Origin of the sequence: Moheibacter sp., assembly GCF_049672845.1 — a bacterium.
Classification (GTDB): domain Bacteria; phylum Bacteroidota; class Bacteroidia; order Flavobacteriales; family Weeksellaceae; genus Moheibacter.
The window spans coordinates 85,755-109,460 of the sequence record NZ_JBATWT010000005.1 but is presented as its reverse complement, the minus strand read 5'-3'; the positions used below and the strand labels follow the sequence as shown (position 1 = coordinate 109,460).

Genomic DNA, 23,706 nt, shown 5'->3' with positions numbered 1-23,706 from the left:
ATGATGAAAGACCTGAACAAGATTAACGAGGTAATCAAAGAATATTTTGACAAGAATAAATCTGTGAATTCTTTACCCGCAAAGGATTTAATGCCATATTTTATAAAAGCAGGCATCTTTGTTAAAGACGAAAAAAATGGATTGCCCATTCGTAAGGTTTTGCGGGATTTGGATAAGAAGAATCAATTACATCTTATTCCTTTTGTGTATGCCGATCGTAAGAAGATAAATACCAACTGGTATTTTCGGCGGACATCCGGTGTTGAACTGGCGACAAAGCTGGTGAAAGCCGCTTCCCCAAAAAAATACACCACAAAATCCATGGCAAAAACTACGGATCGCGACGAGGCTTATGTATTGGATTTATGTGATGAGGTTTTACAATTAAAAGGACTTCGTCAGCATAAATTTGATTTCCTGACAGGCGATTCGGGCAGGAGACTTCCGGTAGATATTTATTATCCCACATTAAATTTAGTGGTAGAATACCGCGAAACGCAGCATTCAAATGAAGTAAAGTTTTTTGATAAACCAGATAAAATGACGGTTAGTGGAGTTTCAAGAGGCGAGCAGAGAAAAATTTATGATCAGCGTCGGCGTGATGTGCTTCCCCAGAACGGCATTCAGCTTATTGAGATAGATTATACTGACTTTGAGCACGATAAGAAACATCGGATTATCAGAGATAAGGAGAAAGATTTGGAGGTGGTGCAAAATTTTTTAACTAATAAAAAACCATGAAGCAACTTCGTAATGAGAATCCGCTTGTAACTATTAAGGATTTTAAGGGTAAAACCTTTGTAATCAATAAATACCAAAGAGGTTATCGATGGGGAAAAAGAGAAATATATGCTTTACTTAAAGATATTTTAGCTTTTGATATTGCCAGAGACGGATTTTACTGCTTGCAACCTCTTGTGATGCTTAATAAAGGAGAAAATAATTTCGAATTAATTGATGGACAACAAAGGGCAACTACAATATACTTGATTCTAAAATATTTATTGAAGGAGAATTACTATCAAATACATTATGAAACGAGGGGTTCAACAGAAGATGGATCAAATGAATTTTTAACGCGTTTACATACTTTAGATTTTTCAGCAGTATTAAACTGTGAAGGAAAAGATGTTGAAAACCATATTTGGACTATTTGGAAAACATCATTCTGTGAAGAAAATGCCATAGAAGATACGGTTGACCATTTTTATTTCTTTAAAGCCTATTGCTTGGTGCAATTGTGGTTTATTGAATATGGAAATGAAGATGCAATAAAGCATAATTTGTTAGAAAACACCAAGGTAATTTGGTATACAGAAAACGTAGATTCTAAAAATGTTGCTGCCACTTTTATCAATTTTAATAATGGTAAAATACAATTAGATCAAGCAGAATTAGTAAAAGGATTGTTTGTGCTGGATATAAACAAAATCAATGATAGCACACGAAAGTCTTATGAATTAAACCAGTTTGCCGACGAATGGAATGCCATCGAACAACATTTGAATAATCCAGAATTTTGGAATTTTATTCAAAAGAATCGAACGAATAAGGAATTAGCTAACAAAATCACCATTTTATTAGAAATCGAAAAGGGAAAAGGTGACAAGGAAGAAGATTTGTATTACACTTTTCGAGCGTATGAAAAAGCTTTTGCAGGTGATGAAAAACCTGAATGGAGAAGCTTAGCGACATTATATAATTTGTTAGATGAATGGTACCATGATAGAGAAACGTATCATTTAATGGGTGCCGTGGTACATTTAACTTCTAAAACCATACATACAGTATTACAGAACTATAGAACCTCTAGCAAAAAAAATGAACTAAAAGATTATTTAAAGAAAATACTAAGAGAAGAATTTTTTGAAGCTAAAACTCAGAAATTCAAGAACAAGTATGATATCAACGAGGTAAAATATGGTAAGTCTGGAGTTTTTCCCATTTTGTTTTTGTACAATATAGCTGTTGCACAAATCAATGATAAAAAGTATCTGTTTCCATTTGATTTATTCAATTCAACTCGGGCATGGAATATTGAACATATTTATGCTAAAAATTCGTTGGGATTTGAAACAAAGCAGGATTTACAGGAATGGATGAATGAAATTGAAGAATTATTTACAGATAATGCACAATTAACCCATATAGAGGAACTAAAAACCAAGTTCGAACAAATTAAAGTTGAAGATTTAGAAAGTGCGAATGTTAAAGTAAAGGAAATTGAGGCGCTTTTGGGCGATTTAATGGATAAAGATCATTTGTCTAACCTCTGTTTATTGGATGATAAAACCAATATTCAAGTAGGAAAAAAAGTATTTCGAAAAAAGAGAAATATGATTCTAGAATTGGATTCACATTTGGATCCAGCTGCTTATGTTCCAATCGCAACCAAACAAATCTTTCAAAAAGCTTTAACTCCTTCTGATGAGTTAACATTGAATTATTGGAATACACGAGATAGAGATGCGTACATGAGTGATATCTTACATAAAATAACTACTTTTTTAAAATAAGGCCATGATAGTTAAATATACATTTCATCAATTATTAGCCAATCATATTATTGAGATACCTATCATTCAAAGAGATTATGCGCAAGGCCGAGTTTCTGACAGTGTAAATTATATTAGAGAACGATTTGTAAAATCATTAGTGCATCATATTGTTCATAAAGAAGATTTACATCTTGGATTCGTGTATGGAAAGATAGAAGGAAAGGAAAGACAACGTGAGGCTAGACTTCATCAAGATTCTGTTAAAACATTATTACATACTGTTACGCAATATGCTCAACAATTTAATATAGCTATAGATACCAAAATTAATGTTAGTGAAATTGAAAGTAGTAATAGTTTGATTTTTATCCCTTTAGATGGTCAGCAACGCTTAACAACGCTATACTTACTGTATTGGTATATTTCTATGAGAAAAGGTGAAGCTCCAACGGAGTTAGTCAATTTTAAATATAACAATAGAAAATTAGCCTTGGCTTTTTTCGAACAATTGACGCACAAACCGAATATTGATGTTATTCTTAAGGAGCTGGATGGAAATCTTGATAAGCAAATAAAAAAATATACATGGTACTTAGATAAATGGAAATATGATGCTACTGTAAGTGGTGCTTTGGTCATGCTTCAAGCTATTCATCAAGAATTTAGTTCATATACAGAATTTGACTTAAACGCTGTTAATCCTCAAGATTTACCCTTTAAGTTCGATTTTTTAGATTTAGATGATTTAAAACAGTCTGATGAATTGTATATTAAAATGAACGAAAGAGGAAAGCAATTGACAGACTTCGAGCATTTTAAGGCATGGCTTCAAGATTGTATGGAGAAAAAGCAACTTTCTGCTGATGATAATGCTTTTCTAGAAATATTCTGGAATAAAATGGATACAGAATGGTTGAATTTCTTTTGGAATAACATAAACGAAGACTATAGATCTTTAGATGATTTTTATTTTAATTATTTAAAAACATTAGCGATAAATTTTCATTTATCAACTTGTACGAATTCACATTTACCTAATCATTTAAAGGAATTATTACAAAAGATTAGGAATAGCGAAACTTACGACAAACAATCTGTAAAATATATTCCACTAAGTCAATTTATAATAGAATTTGGACAGAAAAATGGTACAAAAGAAACATTTGAGTTGTTTTCGATTGAATGTTTAAAATACATCGACAGTACAATTTCTACTTTAATTGATTTAGATGATGATATTAATAGAAAAATAAACGCTATTGTCAAAGCACCGTTTACTTCCAATGGAGTCAATATTTTATCACTTTATTTAAAAAATAATCTGTTCACTCCTAACTATTGGGATCAAGTATACTATTATTTTATTTTAGAACTTCTAAAATCTAATAAAACAAATCTCAATTTTTGGATACGCAGTATGAGAAATATTATTTACAATACCTACATCCAAAATCCAGATAATGTATTTGATGCTCTGAAAAGTATTCGCAATTTAATGCATTCAGACATTTTGGATTTAGAGAAAGCAATGAAGTCAGAAAATTTTAGTTTATCATTTTTCGATAAAAATCAAGTAGCTGAAGAAAGATATAAATGTAAGTTAGATCCTACGATATGGGATTTTAATGAAATTCATGAGCTTGAAAATCATGAATACTTTATGGGACAAATTCAATTTGTCTTTGAATTAGCAAATGGTGATAAAGATTTATTTTCGAAATATTCAGAATTTCTTTCTAAGTTATTTTCAACAAGGGATAATGAAATTTATCTGCAGCAAGCATTACTAACAAAAGGGGACTATCTTGTTGCAAGAACAAATCATTCATTTTGTCGTATATCTTATGATTCTCTAAGAAGTCGTAATGACAATTGGAGACAGATTTTTGATAATGATACAAGAAGAAATCTTTTAAAGAAATTGTTGGATGATTTAATAAATCAACCTGAGCATACACTTTTAGAAAAATTGAAATCAATTATAAAAAAACATAAATTTACTGTTGAGGATTGGGAATATTATTTTGTAGCAAACGGTAGGGCTATAGAAGAATGTAAATACAACGAAATTAGATGGTTTTCAGAAAATGATGTACGACTATTACAATCATCTACTATTACAGGATATCATTTAGAATTGAGAACGATGTGGCTATATCAAGAATTGATAAATTCAAATTTTGACATTAACCCCTTTGAAAAGCAAGAGTATTTATGGGATAAAAATACTGGGGGCTGTCCTGGAATTAAATTATCGTCCTTCAGTTTTCAGAATAAGAAATATGATTTAGATATAAGATTTGCTAAAGATGGATGGGGGTATGAATTATGTTTCTATCATAAAGCAAGTTCAATTAGTGATCGTTTAGCAGATGTAGAAGTAGTGAAATTGCTTAGTGATTTTGTCTATGATAACAATTACAGGCATTATTATCATAAGGTAAAGAAGGAGTCTATTCTTGATTATTTAAACCATATAAAAACAGTATTGTTTACACTGAAATTTAATGAATAATAACATTATGATATTTTAATCAAATGTCCAAATTCAATAATAAATATCGCATTGAATCTGCCCGAGCCCCATGGTGGGATTATGGTCGATCGGGTGCGTATTTTATTACGATTTGCACAAAAAACAGGGAGCATTATTTCGGTGAAATCAATGAAGGTAAAATGGTTTTGTCACCCACAGGCGTGATTGCCGATTTGTTGTGGCATGAAATACCTTACCATTCCCAAAACGTGGAATTGGATGAATTTGTGGTCATGCCCAATCATATACACGGGATATTGATATTGAATGGGAATGATTTGGAAAATAATAATAACGTAGAGACAGGGCATGCCCTGTCTCTACGTGGTGAAACCGACCGTGATTTAATCAATAACCCAAATTATCACCCCCGTTTTCGAAATCCAGGTAAAAACACCGTTTCATCCATCATTGGGGGATACAAATCTGCGGTAACCAAACACGCAAATCGATTGGGATTTCCTAATGGATGGCAATCCCGATTTCATGATCATATCATTCGTGATGATGCCGAATATCAACAAATAAAAAATTATATTAGCAACAACGTTTCCAAATGGAAAAACGATAAATTTTACTAACACCATGATTAACCCAATCGAACGCATTACCCAAAACCGCATCATTAAATTGTTCCAAGAGCAATTAGGATATATTTATTATGGCAATTGGGAAAAACGAGAACATAACAGCAACGTAGAACAAGAGCTTTTGAAAAAGAATCTCTTGCAGCGTGGCTATTCCGAAACCTTGGCAGATAAAGCGGTAAAAGAAGTGTACGATTTGGCGAACACCAATGCAGGAAATTTGTACGATCGCAACAAGGCGATGTATTCTTTGCTGCGTTATGGTGTGAAAGCACGTCCCGAATTGGGCGAGCATTTTGAAACCATTTTTCCGATTGATTGGCAAAATTGGGATATAAATGAGTTCGGTATTGCCGAGGAAGTTACCTTGGCAAAAGGGCAGCACATTCGTCGTCCGGATATGGTGTTGTATGTCAATGGGATTGCTCTGGCTGTCTTGGAGTTGAAACGGGGTACGGTGGATATTGCCGAAAGTGTGCGCCAGTCTATTTCCAACCAGAAAGCCTTGTTCAATGAATGGTTTTACAGTACAGTTCAGTTTCTAATGGCAGGTAATAATACCCAGGGTTTGAAATATGGAACCATTGAAACGCCCGATAAATATTACCTTTCCTGGAAAGAAGACGAGCAGGATAACGAAGGCTATAAACTCGACAAATACCTCAAAAAACTTTGTCATAAAGAGCGTTTTTTAGATATCATTTACAATGCGGTGGTGTTTGATAGCGGCGTGAAAAAGTTGCCGCGTCCGCACCAATATTTTGCGTTGAAAGCCGCACAGCCGTTCATCCAACGCAGAGAGGGCGGCATCATCTGGCATACCCAAGGTTCGGGGAAATCCTTAATGATGGTGTTGCTCGGCAAATGGATCTTGGAGAATGTGTCCAATTCACGCATTGTGATCTTGACCGATAGAACCGAATTGGACGATCAGATCGAGCGTGTTTTCAATGATGTGGGCGAAACCGATATTGCCAAAACCCGAACAGGTAAAGAATTGATGGATTTTCTGACCGCACCGCGTCCGCGCCTGGTGTGTTCGCTCATTCATAAATTTGGCAATAAAACCGAAACTGATTTCGATACCTTTATCAAAGAATTACAAGAAAATCCCGTCAAAACGCAGGGTGAGATATTTGTGTTTATTGATGAATGCCACCGTACCCAAAGCGGTAAGCTCAATCAAATCATGAAGGCCGTATTGCAAAATGCGGTGTTCATTGGCTTTACCGGTACGCCTTTGCTCAAAGAAGATCGGAAAACCACGATGGACGTTTTTGGCCGCTACATCCATACCTACAAATTCAACGAAGCGGTAGAAGATGGGGTAGTGAAGGATTTGATGTACGAGGGCAGGAGCATAGAGCAAAACTTAACTTCTCAAACCAAAATCGATCAATGGTTTGAGTCTAAGACGGCTGGTTTAAACGATTTCCAGAAAAACGAGCTGAAGAAAAAATGGGGAACCATGCAAAATGTATTGAGTTCTAAAAGCCGAATGGAAAAGATTGTGGCTGATATTATTTTCGATTTTCAGACCAAGCCGCGCTTGCGTTCTCAAATGGGAAATGCCATTTTGGTCGCTTCGAGTATTTACGAAGCTTGTAAATACTATAATCTATTCCTTCAGACCGAATTAAAGAACAAATGTGCGATCATTACCTCGTACAATCCCAATATGCGCGATGTGTCTACTGAAGACACAGGCGCCGATACCGAAACGGATAAAGAATACATTTTCAATACCTATACCGAGCTATTGAAAAATGTACAAGTGTCTGGAAATAAGTCCAAAACAGAAACCTACGAATCCGATAGCAAAGAACGTTTCCGCAAGGAACCGGCTAAAATGAAATTGCTTATTGTCGTTTCTAAATTATTGACCGGATTTGATGCGCCGCCCTGTTCATATATCTACATCGACAAGAAAATGCAGGATCATACGCTTTTTCAGGCGATTTGTCGTGTCAACCGATTGGATACCGACGACAAGGATTACGGCTACATCATAGACTATATGGAACTGTTTGGCAATGTAACCGATGCGATTAATGTCTACACCTCCGAACTCGATAGCGAGGGGTTTTCGAAAGAAGAGGTTGAAATCAATTTGAAAGATCGTCTAAAGATTGCTATAGATCGGTTAATGACGGCTTTGGAAACCGTAGAAGCCATTTGCGAGCCTGTACAAGCGCCGCATACTGATTTGGATTTCATTCATTATTTCTGTGGAAATACCGAAAATCCCGACGAGCTAAAAGCCAACGAATACAAACGCATGGCGTTGTACAAAGCGATTGTGGAATACATCAGAGCTTATGCTAATCTGAAGGCGGATTTTATCAATACTTCCTTTACAGAAGCCGAAGTACAGCGTTTTCATAAGAAATTAGATGATTATCTCAACCTTCGGGAAATTATTCGTAAAGCTTCCGGTGAAACGATTGATTTAAAATCTTACGAAGCCGATATGCGCTTCCTCATTGATACTTATATCCAGGCCGAAGAAGCCGAGAAAGTGTCACCCTTCGACGATATCTCCCTGTTGGATCTGATGGAAACCGATATGGACAAAGCCATTGACAGTTTGCCTAATGGAATAAAGGGCAATAAAGAAGCAGTGGCTGAAACCATTGAAAACAACGTCAGAAGCAAGATTGTAGAGGAACATCTTTTGGATCCTAAATATTTCGACGAAATGTCTGTTCTCTTGCAAGAATTGATCGAACGCAGGAAACAGGAAACGATTTCGTATCAAAACTATTTGAAAGAAATGGCTCAACTGATCAAACAGGTCAATCGTGGAAAAAAAGACGATGTGCCATCCTCGCTCGATACGAAAGGAAAAGTGGCCATTTACCATTACGTGCAAGATGAAAAAATGGCTTTGGCCTGTGAAGATGCTGTACAGTATGCCAAAAAAGAAGGTTTTAGAGAAAATAAAGCCAAACAAAACGAGATAAAAAGCGCACTTTATAAAGTCATAAAAGACACAGATAAAGTGGAGGAAGTTTATAAAATTATAGACGCACATAAGGACGAATACTAATGACGGAACGAATTAAGATAGGGGAAGTGGAGATTGATGTGACGTTCAAGGACATTAAGAATTTGCATTTGAGTGTGCATCCTCCCATTGGAAGGGTAACGATTTCGTCACCAGAAATGTACAGTCTGGAAAAGGTGAAAATCTATGCGGCCACTAAATTGGGCTGGATCAAAAAAGAGCAACGCAAATTTCAAGCGCAAAACCGTGAGCGGCAAAGACTTTATAAAAATCAGGAGAGCCATTATTTTTTTGGAGATCGATATTTGTTGAAACTGCAACAAAGTAGCCGCAACAAGGTGGAGCTGAACGGTAAAAAACTCATTATCCATAGCAGGGAGCCTGCAGATATTGCTTTATCACAAAAGACCTTGTATGCATTCTATCGCAAAGAGCTGCGAAAATATCTGGACAAGCGTATTCAAAAGTATGCTGCTGAAATGCATCTCCAAATACCTTCCTTCAAAATCCGCACGATGAAAACCAAATGGGGCAGCTGCACCACCGATGCCGATCGGCTTTGGTTTAATATCGAGTTGGCTAAGAAACCGCTGGATTGTATCGATTATGTTGTGGTCCATGAGATGGTTCACCTCCTAGAGCGCCACCACAACAAGCGTTTTGTCTTGTTGATGGATCAATACTACCCATCTTGGCGTACGCAAAAGAAAATCTTGAATGAACTTCCATTGTAAATCGATAGGATTATATATTTCATGCTAATTTACTTTGTTAGCTCTCCGAACATTGGACAGTATATTAAGATATAAATTAATTAAATTTACTCTGTAGTATGTGTAGAATAGAAGTCGCAATTTTCTTAAAATAAGGGAATAATATATAACGACAAATAAAAGATACTAAGTCGGAGGCTCAGGGAAAATGATGAGCATTAACTAAAGTAATTGGTAAATAAATGCCAAATTTAAACCACAACTTTAAAATTGTCCGAAAATCAACCTTGACAAGGTTTTTCGCTTTCTCCAGTCAACAATATTTTCTAAAACTGCTTTCCTCAATTAACAAAAACGCAAATTCAGTTTTGAACTCCCTAAAAATTCTCCCTTCCAAATCCTGAGTTCTCCTTTTGAAATCTCTATCTTTGTGTCCCAAGAATCGATACAATTTACTTTCTACAATTATACATTTTACAACAAAAGAAATGAGAATAGCCGTTTTCGTTTCCGGTTCGGGAACTAATTTACAAAACATCATAGACGCCGTTGAGGACGGCCGACTTCAAAACCTCGAAATCGCAATGGTCATGGCCGACCGCGATTGTTATGCCGTGGAGCGTTCGCTGGATTATGACCTCCCGACTTATCTGCTCGAAGACCGGAAAACTTTTTCGGAAGATGCCGATCATAACTTAGAAGGAGAAAACATCGACCTGATTGTTTTAGCGGGATTTCTTTCGATTTTGTCCAAAGAATTCGTTGAGAAATGGCAGGGCAAAATCATCAATATTCATCCGGCACTTTTGCCCAAATACGGCGGAAAGGGAATGTACGGGAAATACGTTCATCAGGCAGTTTTGGAAGCAGGTGATGAGGTTTCGGGCGCAACGGTGCATTTCGTTACTGCTGGAGTGGACGAAGGCGAAATCATCTTGCAGAAAGAATTTAAAATTGAAAAAGGCGATACGGTGGAAGACCTACAACGGAAAGTAGCCGAAGTGGAAAAGATGATAATGGTTGAGGCGATTAGGAAGTTAGAGGTTAGAAGTTAGAGGTTAGAAGTCAGAGGTTAGAAGTTGAAGTTTAATTTTTTAAATAATAAGTCATGAATGAAGATTTAAAAGTCAGAACGAAAAGATTTTCAATTCGTATTATTAATTTAATTGAAAGTATGCCTCTTTCTGTAGCCCGAAAAGTTACGGCCTATCAATTGGTTAAGAGTGGTACTTCGGTGGGAGCTAATTTTCGCGCTTCTCGTCGTGCCAGAAGTGATAAAGAGTTTGTAGCTAAACTTCAAATTGTTTTAGAGGAAGTTGATGAATGTTGCTATTGGCTGGAAATAATTCAGGAATTAAAATGGGCAGATGTTGATGATTTATTAAAAGAAGCTAATGAATTAACGGCCATTATAGTAAGTATCCTAAAAAAGATGAATGATAAACTGAAGAATAAGAAATGATGTTTTCAATTTTTAATAGAAAACACAAATTATATATTAACAACAAGTTAGGGTTTTAATTTTCTAAATTCTAACTCCTAACTTCTAACTTTAGCATGCAAAAACAAGCGAATTTCGAACTTCGATTTTCGCCAAACATAACTTTAAAAACAAACAAAATGCAAAAACAAGCACTCATCAGTGTTTCGGACAAATCCAACTTAATTGAATTCGCGAATTTTCTCGCCGGAAAAGGATACAAAATCCTTTCGACAGGTGGAACTTTCAAACACCTTCAGGACAATGGAATCCAAGTGACCGAAGTCAAAGAGGTTACCGGTTTTCCTGAAATCCTGGACGGACGAGTGAAATCGCTTCATCCTGCTATTCACGGTGGAATCATGGCGCGACGATCCGATGAAAATCACATGAAAACTTTGGAGGAACACAACATCAACCCGATTGACATTGTCATCGTGAATTTGTATCCGTTCTTTGCCAAAATGAACACGGGACTTTCCGAAGCCGAAATGATTGAATTCATCGACATCGGCGGACCTTCCATGTTGCGTTCGTCGGCCAAAAACTTTTACGATGTAACCGTCGTAACCGATGCCAATGATTATGAATTAATTCAAAAAGAAATCGAAGAAAATGGTTCCACGAAACTGGAAACCCGCCGACTCCTTGCCGGAAAGGTTTTCAACTTGACTGCAGCTTATGATGCCGCGATTTCGTCTTATATTCTGAACGATGAATTTCCGCATTTCTTAGAGTCTTCTTATGAGAAAGTGATGGATCTTCGTTATGGCGAAAATCCGCATCAGAAAGCGGCTTATTATGTCGATAAAACCCGAAACGGCGCAATGAAAGATTTCGAATATCTGCAAGGAAAAGAATTGTCTTTCAACAACATTCGCGATATGGATTTGGCGTACAAAGTGGTTTCGGAATTTGAGGAAATTACTTGTTGTGCGGTGAAACATTCCACGCCTTGCGGAGTTGCGATTGGAAAATCGGTGGACGAGGCTTATCAGAAAGCTTATGAATGTGACCCGGTGTCAATTTTTGGCGGAATCATCGCTTTTAATGCGGAAGTGAACGAATCTACGGCCGAAGAATTAAACAAAATATTTCTGGAAATAGTCATTGCACCTGCCTTCACAGAAGGGGCTTTGGAAGTTTTCAAATCCAAGAAGAATTTAAGAATTATCAAAGTAAACAATCCGGTTTCAGACCGAGTGAGTTATGCCAAAGTGGACGGTGGACTTTTGGTTCAAAGTCTTGACAATCAATTTTCAACCGATTTGAAAGTGGTAACGGACAAACAACCGACCGAAAAACAAATGACCGATTTGGTATTTGCACAAAAGATTGTGAAATGGGTAAAATCCAATGCGATTGTAGTGGCCACCAACGGACAAGCATTCGGAATCGGAGGTGGACAAACCAATCGGATTTGGGCAGCGCAACAAGCCATCGAGCGTGCAAAACGAGTTCAAACCGAAGAATTGGTATTGGGTTCAGATGCTTTCTTTCCGTTCCGTGATACGGTTGATTTCGCTGCCGAAAATGGAATTACAGCGATTATTCAGCCGGGCGGTTCGATGAAAGATCAGGAAAGTATTGAGGCTTGTAACGAACACGGAATTCCAATGGTCTTTACCGGAATGCGTCATTTTTTACATTGATTAAAAAATGAAGTTTTAAAGTTGAATTTGTATAAATATCAAACCTCCAAGGTTTCAAAAACCTTGGAGGTTTTTTTTAGAATTTATTCATTAATTTGCCTCTATGACTTTTAACTTAAACTTTATTTATTTTCAAATCAATCCTTTTCTTCCGATTGTATTCTGTTGGATCGGGATTTTTTTATTTTTCGGCGGAATTTCCTTTTGGCTTTTTAAAAAAGGAAATCGGATCAAGCGAAATCTGAAAACCGATCCTGAAATGAAATTCTTTCAAAATGTAGAAATTCACGTCGTGAGCAAAAGCAAACTCTCGTATAATTTTTCCATTCCCTGCAAAGTTGATTTAGCAATCGGGCGCGATGAAATTCATTTCCTGCCGGGGAAATTTAATGTGTTCATTCTGACGAATCTGATTCCGTCCTCTGTAAATTTAAAAACACACGAAATTGAAATCCATCCTGAATTTTCCAAATCACTAAAATTGAAATTCAACTCCGATGCTTTACAGGCATTTTTCAAAAAGTTTTATTTTCTTCGAATTGATTTTGAATGTTCGCTAACCTGTGAAAGTGAGCAGAAAAGGGAAGATTTACTTCAAGTAATTAAAATGTACAATAAGTGAAAGAGTAAATTAAATCTTCTCTAACCACAAGGAATAACTTTGTAGAGTTTGATGTTTTTTTAAATCTTAATACTTTTCTCATTAAGTTTATTAAAATCGAAGTTCGCAAAAAAAAACATACATTATACATATTCTACAATATACATTATACCTCAAAACTCCCGCTGATGGCGCAGATGGACGCAGATTGTTTTTGCGTAAAATATTTGTTTTATATTTCCCGAATAAAACAATGCTTAGCAACTTGACTTTATGATTAATAAATTAGATAATAGATTTTTGCTCATAGGAATAGGGGTGTTTTTTTATTTATTTATCACTACCTATGCTTTTCTTTTTCAAGATTGGACAAGATTATTAGCAATCAATTTCACAGAAATACCACCCGTTGCTTTATTCTTTTTCATTCAAATAGTTTACCTATCAACAATTATTTTATTTAGTTTTTTGTTTCAATCAAAACTAAAAAATGAAAAGACTAATTCTAAAAAATTATTCATCCAACTTGCTATTTGGATGGTTGTTGGACAATGTCTTCAATTTGTCACTTATTTTATTTTTGATTTAATTGAAACTTCTCAATATTTAGATAGACTTGTAGCATATTCGGAAGCCATTAGAAATGAGTATGCATTGGGGTGGGTGAGTCCAGGGTTATCTTTAATTGTAGATTTTTTCTTAATTTATTTCTTCTATAAAAATCGAAACTCCATATTGAACTTAGATGCCAAAACAGATGACTTTGAAAAAATTGGAACATAAAAAAGGGAGCTAAATTGACTCCCTTTCTTTTAACTTTACCTCATTAGTCCTTGCTGAGCACCAAAGTAATTTTATTGAAATCGGCTGCGGCATTGATGACTTCTCGGTATTTTTCAAATACTTCGAGCGGATATTCCAGAATATTGTAAAATTCTTCATTGGTTACAATCAGTTCGTTTCCTTTTTGAACATAGGAACTGATAAATGCAGCTTCGGTTTTTCCGTTCAGCACAAGTTTTTTATCGAAATTGAAACTTTCCGGATTTTTGATGCTATATCCGTCGGGAATTTTGATGGTCAGAGTTCGGGTATATTTGCGTGGATAATAGACTTCAACCGGTAAAAGTCGCTGATGATCCTGGTACAATTCCATTTGTTTTCCAATGGTTTCTCCGGCTTTGAAAAGAATGTTATTTCCTGCTTTCTGAATGGTTCCGTCAAATTTCGCATCGAGTACAAAAGGTTTGAACCCGACATTTTCCAAACCATCGTTTTCGGTTTTCAGGGATTTATAATCGGTTTCAAGTGTATAATTCTGAGCGAAATCCTTCAAAATCATATCGTATTGATTCTGAGGGACAAAATCCTTTAGCGGCTGAAAGTTCAAGGCAGAATATCCGTTGAAGGTATAAGTAGCATGAATTTCGGGTTTTTCGATGTTTTTAGTAAAATCAATCAAAATATTTTGAATGTCATGATTGGATTCAGCACTTGGAATTTCAATTAGTTTTACAGTTCCTAAGCCAATTTTGGCGCCGCCCAGTTCTTTGCCTTTGACAAATAAACCGTAATTGCCGGTATAATTGAAATTCACCATCGGTAAACGATATTCCAAAGAAAGGAAATCCATGTATTCATTCACATTAGGGAAATAAAATATCACATCGACCAGTTGTTCCATGGTTTCAAAATCCTTATCAAAAAAGACAGAATATCTTTTGGAAGTAAAAACCATTTCGCTTTCAATTCCTAACTGATTAAAGATAGCGGTGTAAAACCGAAGCAGAAACAAACCATTGGCCTGTTTGTTACGGATGACGTCGGAAAGGGAATTGTTTCCGTTGAAATAACGGTTGAAACTGATGGAGTTTTTTACTTTGTTTTCGATGAATTTCAGCTGTTCGAACTGGTTTTTACTTTTGGGAATGTCTTTCACAAATGCATCGATGGCTTTTTGGTCTTTTTTATCGAGTTCAATGTGGACATTGTCATAAACATTTTTGGCAAAATCCAGATAATTGTAAAGATTGGATTTTCCAGAGGCCTGATTTTGGTCCAGTTTGTATTTGAATTTCATGATGTGACGATCCCAGTTTGAATAGGTTTCATCGTCCAGAATTCCTTCGATGTTTTTCTGAGAAATCAATAAAGAAGAAGAATTGTCGTTTTCTTCTGAATTCTCAATTGCTTCGGCAAGACCATTGTAAGATTTATGTCGGAAAACCAGATATTTGGGATAAATAAGTTCAAATGTTGCATTTAGAATAGGCTGTTCTTCCTGGATTTTAATGATTTTTCCTTCCAGATCGGGTGATTCCTTAATCAGAAATATTTTCTCAATGATGGCGCCTTTGGTCAATCCGTTTACTGCATAATAATTATATTTCATATCGGTCTCCTCATCGGTTTCTTCCATGATGTCTTTTGGGTTGAGTTCGGTAATTTTTCCATTTTCACTGATTACGCGGACTTTGTTCAGCAAGAGCGTTTCATCGCTTTTAAAGGGAATGTAAACCCGGTTATTTCGCTCGACTCCTTCGTCTGAATTGATCCATTTTTTCTCGTGGATTAAAAAATATTGTTCGGCTGAACGTTCATTTGCCAGAATTTCTGTTTTCAGATTTTTCAGAAGTATAACTTCATTCTGATTTTTGAACTGTTCGGGGATTTCAATTTTTTCATCGGAAAAACCAAAGTTCAAAAGAGAGGAAGTTTGGGCAGAAATCAATGAGGAGATGAATAAAGCGAGGACGGCTGGAAGCAACCGGAAATAAGGTTTCATAAATTAAATTTTAGTGATAATAATGGTTTCGTTGTAATGGGATTTCAATTCGTTCAGAGTTTGATTCCATAAATCAAAATCTGATTTTTTCAGTAGTAATTTTTTGGTTTCAATTCTAAAATCGAGTAGTATTTCATCTTCTTCTACCGTGTATCGAATTTCATAATCCAGTAAATCGTTGGAAGCTGAAAAGTCTTTCGGATAATAGGAGATCTTCACTCCTTCCGGAATTTTAAATCGAACGGAATATTGGTTTTTAATCAGATAATCAAAATCATAATCAGACTGCCGGTCATTTGCAATATTTACATTCTGAAAAGGTTTTTCCAGAAATAAATTCAGATAGGTTTCATTTCCGGCCTGAATGGCGTAATTATCGAGTTCGAAGTTAAAATCCACCTGGTAGGGCAGGTCTTTTTCTGTGATATGGGTTTCGGTAAAATTCTTCAGGCGGAATTTATTATTTCCAAGTTCCAGAAGGGTTTTCAAAAGATCTTGTCTTGTTTTGTTCTGTGCGTCGCCCAGTTCTGACAGGAATTGGGTTTTGGCCAGACCGTGTATTTGGGCTTTTGATTTTCCTTTCAGTAAATTCCCGTCCAGACTGATTTCTGTTTCATGTTGACTGAGGTTTTCAGCGGCTTTGACCACCGGAACTTTTACCAGTTTGTAGGTATTTCCGTTTTGGATCATGGCTTCTTTTCCCTGAATAAAATAACTGGGCAATCCGAATTTTGTAAAAGAATCGGTGGCATCCAGAAAATAAATACTTCCGTCCGGTTTTTCGTAAGTAGCAATCATGTGATCGTCCACCGCAGGTGTGGGAACTTCATGATAAGTGTAGGGGATATTCCGGCTTCCGATCCAGGTGAGGTTCACATTTGGAATTTCTGCATATTTGGCCATTTCGGTGATGATGCTGGACATATCTTTACAGTCCCCGAATTTCCTTTCATAGACCAGTTTGGCCTCACGCGGAATGAAACCTTGGTAAGCTTCCTCAAAAGCCACGTATTTGATGTTGTTTTGAACCCAATAATAAATGGCTTTGATTTTTTCATCGTTTGAATTTAATCCTTCAATGATGCCGAGCGTGGTTCTTTTGAGGTTTTCGTCTTCGGTCTTGTTCAGGTTTTCGGTGAAATTTTTATAATATTCATAAAGTAAATCAACGGTGCCGAGTACGGGAACTTTTTCATTGTTTAGGGTATAGTTTTCAATGAAAAAAATGATGTGGGGAACCGAATAAAGATATCCGGGATTGAAGTCTTCATAGCGGAATGGCGCTGTCTGACTGAGCGTCCAGGTATATATCCATTTTCCTTTGCGTTCGGTTTTGGAAAAACTAATTGAATTATTGGGATCGTTGAAAATCCGGTATCCGATGTCGATGTTTTTGTCGGACTGAATTTCCAGTTTGTATTCTTTGGCCGGATAATAATTATTGAAAATAAATCGGTGTAATAAATAGGGATCGACAAATTCGTTCTGATATTTGTAAACCTTGCGTGCACCTACGTGAAGTCCTGCAAATGTGAGTTTCTTTTCCTTTACATCACTATGGAAAATATTCCGCTGATCCACTGCTGCATCTACTGCACGGCTGATGGGAACTTTTCTCTCTTTTCCGTTGTTGGTGATAACCGAATAGGCTTCAAAAGATTTCACAGGAATCAGCTGTGAATAAACAAATGATTCCTGGTTGTTGTGAATTCCCAGATCCGATAAAATAACTGATTCGTAATAATTATCAGAAGTTACATGAAGTTTGTCTTTTACCACCGAAATGGAATAGGACTGTGATTCTTCCAGAATGTATTCGTTGTATCCGGGATGTTTCTGCCGAAGCTCCTGCCAGGTTTGGGCAGTGGCGATGACGGCTGTAAAAGTTAAAAGAAAAAGAGAATTATAATACTTCCACCAGTTCATTTGTGTCAAATCTTTTGGTTTGTTCCAGGTTTCCGTTTTTATAAACTTTTACTTCTCCATGGAGTTCATCATAGAAAAATTCAGCTGAAAATTCAGGTTTTCCGTCTTTGTCAAAAATTTCCATAAGTCCGTTGTGGTCACCGTTTACAAAATTCTCTTTTCTGTAAACTTTACCGGTTTCGTGATAAGAAATACGGCTTCCGTGCAACTTATCATTTTTATAATTAGAATGATAGGCGGGTGCGCCGCTTTCTTCAAATATTTCCAGGCTTCCGTCTTTTAACCAGTTGTTTAGCTGAAGTTTAAAGGCTATGCGGTTATTCGGATATTTTGATTCAATGGTTGTGCTACCCGGCTTTATGGACTGAGGTTCTCCTAATTCGCCACTGGCACTCAGAACTCTGTAGGAAACGGGTTTATCGAGTTCGTAGTTGATGGAAGCGATTAGTTTTCCTGCCAAATTATAATACTTTGCTTCCCCGTTTTTCATGTCAGAAAGGGTTCCATAGGTAAGGAAAATTTTACCGTTTGGATAATACTGATCCGAAGTTCCATATTCCTTGTCAAATACATAATTAGTTATGATTCGCAGGTTTCCTGCCTGGTCATAGTAGGTAAATTTCCCATGTGCTTGATTTGCGTAATAATTTCCTTCCATTGAAACTTTTCCGTTAGGGAAGAATCTTTTGTAAGGACCGTGGAGTTTTTCATTCAGGAAATTAAGTTCCATCGCCGGGGTTCCGTCTTTCAGCCTTTCCACATATAATCCGTTCCGAGCTCCGTTTTTCAGCTCCATTTTTTTCAGAACTTTGTTATCCGGACTTTTTATTTCAAAGTTTCCACTTTTTCCTACATAACTGAATTCGTATACGAGATTTCCTTTGTTGTCAAATCTTTTTTCTTCAATCAGCTGATCATCTACGTATTTGTATTCGAATTTCTGATTTCCGTTCAAATAATAATCGTAGTGGAAATAATTCTTCTCATCATCCACAAAGAATCCTTCATATTCCATTTTTTGGCCGGGGAAGAAATATTGATAAGGACCTGATTTAACGTTGTTTTCATTCCATATTTTTATATAAACTTCATCATGTTTATATCCTTCATACAACCCCTGTTCAGTGCCGCTTTCAAAATACTGAACAAAATTCAAAACGCCTCCCAGGTTGTAATCATGGTACAATCCGTTCAGGTCGCCATTTGAAAAAATCTTTTTGCTGCTGATGTTTCCGTTTCCGTAATAGTATTTCCATTCGCCGATCATTTTGTAATCTTTGTAGGTTCCTTCGACAATGGTGATTCCTTCTTCATTTTTAATTTGAAGAGCGCCGTTTTTCAAGTCAGTTTCCTCTATTTCATTTGTGCCGGGACGCTTCATAGCGATTTTTGAAATGCTTCCGTTTTTATATTTTTCTGAAAGAATCTGCGTGCCGTTGTTCTCATAATTGTTGTATTCGACTATGACTCCCTTGCTGTCGTACAAACTTTCGGAAATTTTATTGCCCAATAAATTATAAGAAATGTACTTTTCGATTTTACCGTTTTTATAAAAGCTTTCGTTTTTAATTGTATTGTTTTCATAGAATTCCTGAGAATTATTCACAATCTCATCGTTCAGATATTCAGCATTTACTTTGATTTGTTTTCCGTCGAAATAGCTGATGTCTTTTCCTTCAAAAACTCCGTTTTTCAGGTTAAACTCCCGGATTTTATCACCTGCCGCATTGAAAATCCTTACATCACCATCTGCTTTGCCGTTTACAAAATTCTGTTCGTTCATCTTGGTGCCGTTTGGCCAGTAGCAGTTGTTTTTCCCGTTCTGAATACCGTTTACATAATTAAATTCGCAGTAAACACCGCCGTTCGGATAGTAACTTTTGAAGGCTCCGTTGTACTGATCGTTCAGATAGCCGCCTTCAAGTCGCAGACTTCCGTTCCAATAATAAGTTTTGAAAGGGCCTGATTTTTTATCTTTTACATAGGTGTATTCTTCACTTTTTTTGCCGTTCGGATAATAATAAACCTGAGGTCCTTCCTGCATATCGTTCAGGAAATTAACTTCTGCCGTTTTATTTCCGTCTTCATCCATATAAAGATACATTCCTTCTGATTTTCCGTTGACAACTTTTCCCTGAGAGAAGGGAACCCCGTCTTTGAGAAAAATCACCACTTCTTCGTTCTTCCCGAAATGCATCCGGTTTCTCTTGGCATAAATTCCCCAAAAATCCTGCAGAATGAAATTATTGGTAAAATCTTCTACTTTTTTCTTTTGTGAAGTAAGCGGTTTGCCAATGTTATCATTCAGCACGCTGAGGGTGTAATAAGTAAAATGTTCGGTATAATTTCTTTTGGCAATTTCTGTGAGCCATGGTACATAATAGGTGTCAAAAAATCCGCCTTTAGATTTATGAGTGGGCATATATTCCAGAATCGCCTGAAGCTGTCGGGTATAAACATCATCGATGGAAGCTTTCAGTTTGTATTTGCTGCTGAGCGGAAGTTCATTTTTCAGAATCAGTTCCAGTTCAGAGAAATCGTCTCCTTTATCAGAAAATTTCAGTTTATGGTCTGCGAAATATTTGCTTCCCATTTTTTCATTTAAATGCAATACGGCATCACCTGCATTTGCTTCTTCGGGCGACAAAAGAAGATATCCGAGCATTCCCAGTGAACCTTCTACCACACGTCCGTCTTCATATGCAAGCAATCCAAGAAGATAGTGAGCGCCTGCATTGTTTGGGTTTACTTCCAGGAGGCGTTTCAGGGTATCCACTGCCTTTTGTCGTTGTTCACTTCTGATGTACATGATGGCCATATTGTACAAAAGTCCGTTGGAATTGGGAATCAGTTTTTCTGCTTCTTTGTATTTTTTTTCTGAATCCTCAAATCGTTCTTTTATACTTAAATAATTTCCATAAATAATATAGATGGAAGGGAATTCTTTGATTTTTCCGTTTTTTTCCAGTTCATCAAAGAGTGATTGCAGTTCATCATATTTTTCGGAAGCATATAACGTATAAGCTTTTTCGTACACAGCCTGCAGGTAAAATATATCGGACTTTGAAACCTTATTGAATTCCGTGAGTGCGGCTTCGAAGTCACCCTGATCAAAGTGCTGAACACCTTTGCTGATGAATTCAGAGGAATTATATATTTCGGAATAATTCTGCTGGGCACTTAAGCAAAAGGGAGCAAGCAGACTTAATGTCAGAATAAATGGTTTGCAAGAATGCAAACAGCGGATAGAGGGAAATTTCATGATAAATTTAGCTTTATTAAATTGAGAAGTAATTTCTGACTTCCTTAGAGGTTTTTGAGTTGAACTATTTTGTGCTAAGTAGCATAATTATATTCAAAATTGCAAATTGTTTAATAAGTTTTTTCTCTTAAAATTGAGGTTTGTGGAATTTGGGGCGTTGATTTTGTTTTATATCGGACAAATTTCATGTAGTTTAGAATTAATTCAAATTCCATCGGACTGTTTGCCGAATCACAAGAATCCGTAGTTTTAGATTCAAATTCAATACTATGAAAAAACAAATCTATTTTCTATTAGCTATTATGATTTCAACTTCAGTTTTTTACAGTTTTGTGGGAAATACCGAAGACCAAGGTTACGAAGTAAAACCCAATCGCAAATATTCCAACTTGAAAATCCTGCCCAAAGATATTTCAGAAGAGGAATTGATGGGCGTGATGCGGAATTTCAACGCTTCCTTGGGTGTGAAATGCAGTTTCTGTCATGTGCCGGGTGCCGATGGGAAAATGGATTTTTCAAGTGATGAAAACAAACACAAAGACGTTGCCCGTGAAATGATGAAAATGACCAGGGGCATCAACAATAAATATTTTAAAACAAAGAATCCAAAAGAGTTTCAGGTCAATTGCTTTACCTGTCATCAGGGAAATAAACATCCGCAAGCGATACCACCGGTGCCTGAGCAGAAGAGGTGATATTGTTTGAGTTTTGAATTAGAAAAAACTTAAGTTTGTAATACTTGCAATACTTTGTCAAAGTTTTATTCAGAGAGAAAGTACTTTGACAAAGTTAAATTATTGATGTTCCTATTTATATTTCAGTTCGCTCTAGAACTATGTGGTTAGAAAAAATCAACGGTTTTTTTTAATGAAATTGAATTTGAATTTTCAATCTTTGTATTTTATAAGATAATTTTCAAAAATGGACAACTCGAAACCCATAACTCAAAACTCTCAACTCACAACCCATAACTCCCAACCCCCAACCCGAATTCTTGTCATCGGCTCCGGAGGTCGCGAACACGCTATCGGATGGAAATTTGCCGAAGATTTTAAAAAGAAAAACCAAGAACTCGAACTTTTTTTCATTCCCGGAAATGCTGGTACAGCTCAGCTCGGACAAAATATCTCGTTGAAATCATTGGAAGAAATCCGGGATTTTGCCAAAGAAGAAAAAATCGATTTGACTTTTGTGGGACCTGAAGATGAATTGTCACGTGGAATTGTAGATTTGTTTCAGGAAGCCGGATTGGAAATTTTCGGTCCCGACCAGAAATCGGCACACTTGGAAGCAAGCAAAGCTTTCGCCAAAGATTTCATGAATAAATACGGTGTAAAAACAGCAACTTATAAAACCTTTCAGGGACCGATGCTGGCAATCGAATATTTGGAATCACAAGAATTCCCGATTGTCGTAAAAGCAAGTGGACTCGCAGCCGGAAAGGGCGTGATTATCTGTCAGAATTTCGAAGAAGCCAAAAAAGCGGTTTTAGAAATCATGGAAGATAAAGCCTTTGGTGAAGCAGGAAGCGAAGTAGTGATTGAAGAATATCTGGAAGGATTTGAAGCTTCCATTCTTTCCTTTTTTAACGGAAAGGAGATTGTACCTTTTGTCTCGGCCAAAGACCATAAAAAAATAGGGGAAGGTGAAACCGGATTGAACACCGGCGGAATGGGCGTTTTGGCTCCCAATCCTTTGTTTAAAAGAGAGCATTTTGATGCTTTCGAAAGCGGTATTCTCCAACCGACTTTGAAAGGATTATTGGAAGAGAATTTATTGTTTTCAGGCGTAATTTTCTTTGGACTGATGATTACTTCCAAAGGCGTTTATTTGCTCGAATACAATCTGCGAATGGGCGATCCGGAAACCCAAGCGACTTTGCCTTTGTTGGAAAATGATTTGTATGAAATCGTCAGAAAATCCAATCGAGGCGAAGATTTTAAACTCGAATTCTCCAATCAGCAGGCTTGTTGTGTGGTAATGGTTTCAGGCGGATATCCGCTGAATTATGAAAAAGGTTTTGAAATCCGCGGACTGGAAAATGTGCAATCTCCTTATTTCATTGCCGGTGCTCAATTATCGGACGGCAAATTTTTGACTTCCGGCGGAAGAGTAGTAAACGTAGTCGGAATCGGTGAAACCATGGAGGAAGCCAGAACAATCGCTTATGAAAATGTAAAAAGAATCCATTTCGATTATGAATATTATCGGAATGACATTGGATTGGATTGAAGCTAATTCCTGAATTGGATGTTTATTTTTTGTAAATTTGATAGAAAGATCAGAAGATGAGCACAATTGAATTAAAAAAGAATATAATTTCCAAAATTACAGAAACGGAAGACTTAAATCTTTTAGAAGATGTGGTTAAGATGCTTGGAATGCAGACTGAATCGCAGGTTTTTAAATCAAATGAAAAACAAAAAGCAGCCATAGAAGCGGGGCGGCAAGACATTAAAAACGGAAAATTTTTAACAAATAAGGAAGTTGAAAAAGATCTGGATCAATGGTTAGAGAAATAATTTGGTCTGAAAAAGCTGCATTTGAAAGAAAGGAAATCCTGAATTATTGGATTGCCCAAAACAAATCCAATTCCTACAGTAAAAAAACTCAATAATTTATTTCAGAATAACATCCGCCTCATAGCGGAATTTCCCGA

General features: G+C 36.4%; 17 protein-coding genes. 14 read left to right on the top strand and 3 right to left on the bottom strand.

Going from position 1 to position 23,706, the window contains the following annotated elements; all coding sequences use genetic code 11:
* The 11 genes from WBF63_RS00635 to WBF63_RS00585 all read left to right on the top strand — a co-directional run bounded on the left by WBF63_RS00635 (position 1) and on the right by WBF63_RS00585 (position 13,857).
* Positions 1-741: a hypothetical protein gene (locus tag WBF63_RS00635; RefSeq protein WP_424367751.1), complete on the top strand. Its 741-nt coding sequence runs from the start codon at positions 1-3 to the stop codon at positions 739-741.
* On the top strand, positions 738-2,516 hold the full coding sequence (locus tag WBF63_RS00630; RefSeq protein WP_424367750.1) for a GmrSD restriction endonuclease domain-containing protein: 1,779 nt from the start codon (positions 738-740) through the stop codon (positions 2,514-2,516). The genes WBF63_RS00635 and WBF63_RS00630 overlap by 4 nt, the downstream gene beginning before the upstream one ends.
* 4 nt (positions 2,517-2,520) lie before the next feature.
* Positions 2,521-5,013, top strand: a complete 2,493-nt coding sequence (locus WBF63_RS00625) for a GmrSD restriction endonuclease domain-containing protein (protein WP_424367749.1) — start codon at positions 2,521-2,523, stop codon at positions 5,011-5,013.
* Positions 5,014-5,036: 23 nt separating this feature from the next.
* Positions 5,037-5,615, top strand: coding sequence for a transposase (locus WBF63_RS00620; protein WP_424367748.1), 579 nt, complete (start codon positions 5,037-5,039; stop codon positions 5,613-5,615).
* A gap of 4 nt (positions 5,616-5,619) precedes the next feature.
* Positions 5,620-8,670 carry a type I restriction endonuclease subunit R gene (locus WBF63_RS00615; RefSeq protein WP_424367747.1) on the top strand — a complete coding sequence of 1,017 codons (3,051 nt, stop codon included), beginning with the start codon at positions 5,620-5,622 and terminating at the stop codon, positions 8,668-8,670.
* The gene (locus WBF63_RS00610; RefSeq protein ID WP_424367746.1) at positions 8,670-9,362 is read left to right on the top strand and encodes a M48 family metallopeptidase; all 693 of its coding nucleotides are present in this window, start codon (positions 8,670-8,672) and stop codon (positions 9,360-9,362) included. Before WBF63_RS00615 ends, WBF63_RS00610 begins: the two co-directional genes overlap by 1 nt.
* Positions 9,363-9,829: 467 nt before the next feature.
* Complete coding sequence (gene purN, locus WBF63_RS00605; protein WP_424367745.1) at positions 9,830-10,396, top strand: phosphoribosylglycinamide formyltransferase; 567 nt, start codon at positions 9,830-9,832, stop codon at positions 10,394-10,396.
* A gap of 53 nt (positions 10,397-10,449) precedes the next feature.
* On the top strand, positions 10,450-10,803 hold the full coding sequence (locus WBF63_RS00600) for a four helix bundle protein (protein ID WP_424367744.1): 354 nt from the start codon (positions 10,450-10,452) through the stop codon (positions 10,801-10,803).
* 158 nt (positions 10,804-10,961) lie between these two features.
* Positions 10,962-12,473 carry a bifunctional phosphoribosylaminoimidazolecarboxamide formyltransferase/IMP cyclohydrolase gene (gene purH / locus WBF63_RS00595; RefSeq protein ID WP_424367743.1) on the top strand — a complete coding sequence of 504 codons (1,512 nt, stop codon included), beginning with the start codon at positions 10,962-10,964 and terminating at the stop codon, positions 12,471-12,473.
* Between the two features lie 103 nt (positions 12,474-12,576).
* The gene (locus tag WBF63_RS00590) at positions 12,577-13,095 is read left to right on the top strand and encodes a hypothetical protein (RefSeq protein WP_424367742.1); all 519 of its coding nucleotides are present in this window, start codon (positions 12,577-12,579) and stop codon (positions 13,093-13,095) included.
* A 252-nt stretch (positions 13,096-13,347) separates the two neighbouring features.
* Positions 13,348-13,857: a hypothetical protein gene (locus WBF63_RS00585; RefSeq protein WP_424367741.1), complete on the top strand. Its 510-nt coding sequence runs from the start codon at positions 13,348-13,350 to the stop codon at positions 13,855-13,857.
* A 43-nt stretch (positions 13,858-13,900) separates the two neighbouring features.
* Here WBF63_RS00585 and WBF63_RS00580 read toward each other — a convergent pair whose 3' ends face one another.
* The 3 genes from WBF63_RS00580 to WBF63_RS00570 are packed head-to-tail and all read right to left on the bottom strand — an operon-like array spanning position 13,901 to position 21,047.
* A complete protein-coding gene (locus tag WBF63_RS00580) occupies positions 13,901-15,859 on the bottom strand; it encodes a DUF3857 domain-containing protein (RefSeq protein ID WP_424367740.1) in 1,959 nt (652 codons plus the stop codon).
* Positions 15,860-15,862: 3 nt separating this feature from the next.
* Positions 15,863-17,785 carry a DUF3857 domain-containing protein gene (locus tag WBF63_RS00575; protein ID WP_424367739.1) on the bottom strand — a complete coding sequence of 641 codons (1,923 nt, stop codon included), beginning with the start codon at positions 17,783-17,785 and terminating at the stop codon, positions 15,863-15,865.
* A complete protein-coding gene (locus tag WBF63_RS00570; protein WP_424367738.1) occupies positions 17,763-21,047 on the bottom strand; it encodes a tetratricopeptide repeat protein in 3,285 nt (1,094 codons plus the stop codon). Before WBF63_RS00570 ends, WBF63_RS00575 begins: the two co-directional genes overlap by 23 nt.
* A 269-nt stretch (positions 21,048-21,316) precedes the next feature.
* Here WBF63_RS00570 and WBF63_RS00565 point away from each other — a divergent pair, with 269 nt between their 5' ends.
* The 3 genes from WBF63_RS00565 to WBF63_RS00555 all read left to right on the top strand — a co-directional run bounded on the left by WBF63_RS00565 (position 21,317) and on the right by WBF63_RS00555 (position 23,569).
* The gene (locus WBF63_RS00565) at positions 21,317-21,742 is read left to right on the top strand and encodes a c-type cytochrome (protein WP_424367737.1); all 426 of its coding nucleotides are present in this window, start codon (positions 21,317-21,319) and stop codon (positions 21,740-21,742) included.
* Positions 21,743-21,968: 226 nt separating this feature from the next.
* On the top strand, positions 21,969-23,279 hold the full coding sequence (gene purD / locus WBF63_RS00560; RefSeq protein ID WP_424367736.1) for a phosphoribosylamine--glycine ligase: 1,311 nt from the start codon (positions 21,969-21,971) through the stop codon (positions 23,277-23,279).
* 56 nt (positions 23,280-23,335) lie between these two features.
* Positions 23,336-23,569: a hypothetical protein gene (locus WBF63_RS00555; RefSeq protein WP_424367735.1), complete on the top strand. Its 234-nt coding sequence runs from the start codon at positions 23,336-23,338 to the stop codon at positions 23,567-23,569.
* Positions 23,570-23,706: the final 137 nt, after the last annotated feature.

Coding starts and splice junctions, on each gene's coding strand:
- WBF63_RS00585 (WP_424367741.1), top strand. CDS start 13,348: ATGATTAATAAATTAGATAATAGATTTTTGCTCATAGGAATAGGGGTG.
- WBF63_RS00620 (WP_424367748.1), top strand. CDS start 5,037: ATGTCCAAATTCAATAATAAATATCGCATTGAATCTGCCCGAGCCCCA.
- purH (WP_424367743.1), top strand. CDS start 10,962: ATGCAAAAACAAGCACTCATCAGTGTTTCGGACAAATCCAACTTAATT.
- purN (WP_424367745.1), top strand. CDS start 9,830: ATGAGAATAGCCGTTTTCGTTTCCGGTTCGGGAACTAATTTACAAAAC.
- WBF63_RS00600 (WP_424367744.1), top strand. CDS start 10,450: ATGAATGAAGATTTAAAAGTCAGAACGAAAAGATTTTCAATTCGTATT.
- WBF63_RS00570 (WP_424367738.1), bottom strand. CDS start 21,047: ATGAAATTTCCCTCTATCCGCTGTTTGCATTCTTGCAAACCATTTATT.
- WBF63_RS00555 (WP_424367735.1), top strand. CDS start 23,336: ATGAGCACAATTGAATTAAAAAAGAATATAATTTCCAAAATTACAGAA.
- WBF63_RS00565 (WP_424367737.1), top strand. CDS start 21,317: ATGAAAAAACAAATCTATTTTCTATTAGCTATTATGATTTCAACTTCA.
- purD (WP_424367736.1), top strand. CDS start 21,969: ATGGACAACTCGAAACCCATAACTCAAAACTCTCAACTCACAACCCAT.
- WBF63_RS00615 (WP_424367747.1), top strand. CDS start 5,620: ATGATTAACCCAATCGAACGCATTACCCAAAACCGCATCATTAAATTG.
- WBF63_RS00580 (WP_424367740.1), bottom strand. CDS start 15,859: ATGAAACCTTATTTCCGGTTGCTTCCAGCCGTCCTCGCTTTATTCATC.
- WBF63_RS00625 (WP_424367749.1), top strand. CDS start 2,521: ATGATAGTTAAATATACATTTCATCAATTATTAGCCAATCATATTATT.
- WBF63_RS00590 (WP_424367742.1), top strand. CDS start 12,577: ATGACTTTTAACTTAAACTTTATTTATTTTCAAATCAATCCTTTTCTT.
- WBF63_RS00630 (WP_424367750.1), top strand. CDS start 738: ATGAAGCAACTTCGTAATGAGAATCCGCTTGTAACTATTAAGGATTTT.
- WBF63_RS00635 (WP_424367751.1), top strand. CDS start 1: ATGATGAAAGACCTGAACAAGATTAACGAGGTAATCAAAGAATATTTT.
- WBF63_RS00610 (WP_424367746.1), top strand. CDS start 8,670: ATGACGGAACGAATTAAGATAGGGGAAGTGGAGATTGATGTGACGTTC.
- WBF63_RS00575 (WP_424367739.1), bottom strand. CDS start 17,785: ATGAACTGGTGGAAGTATTATAATTCTCTTTTTCTTTTAACTTTTACA.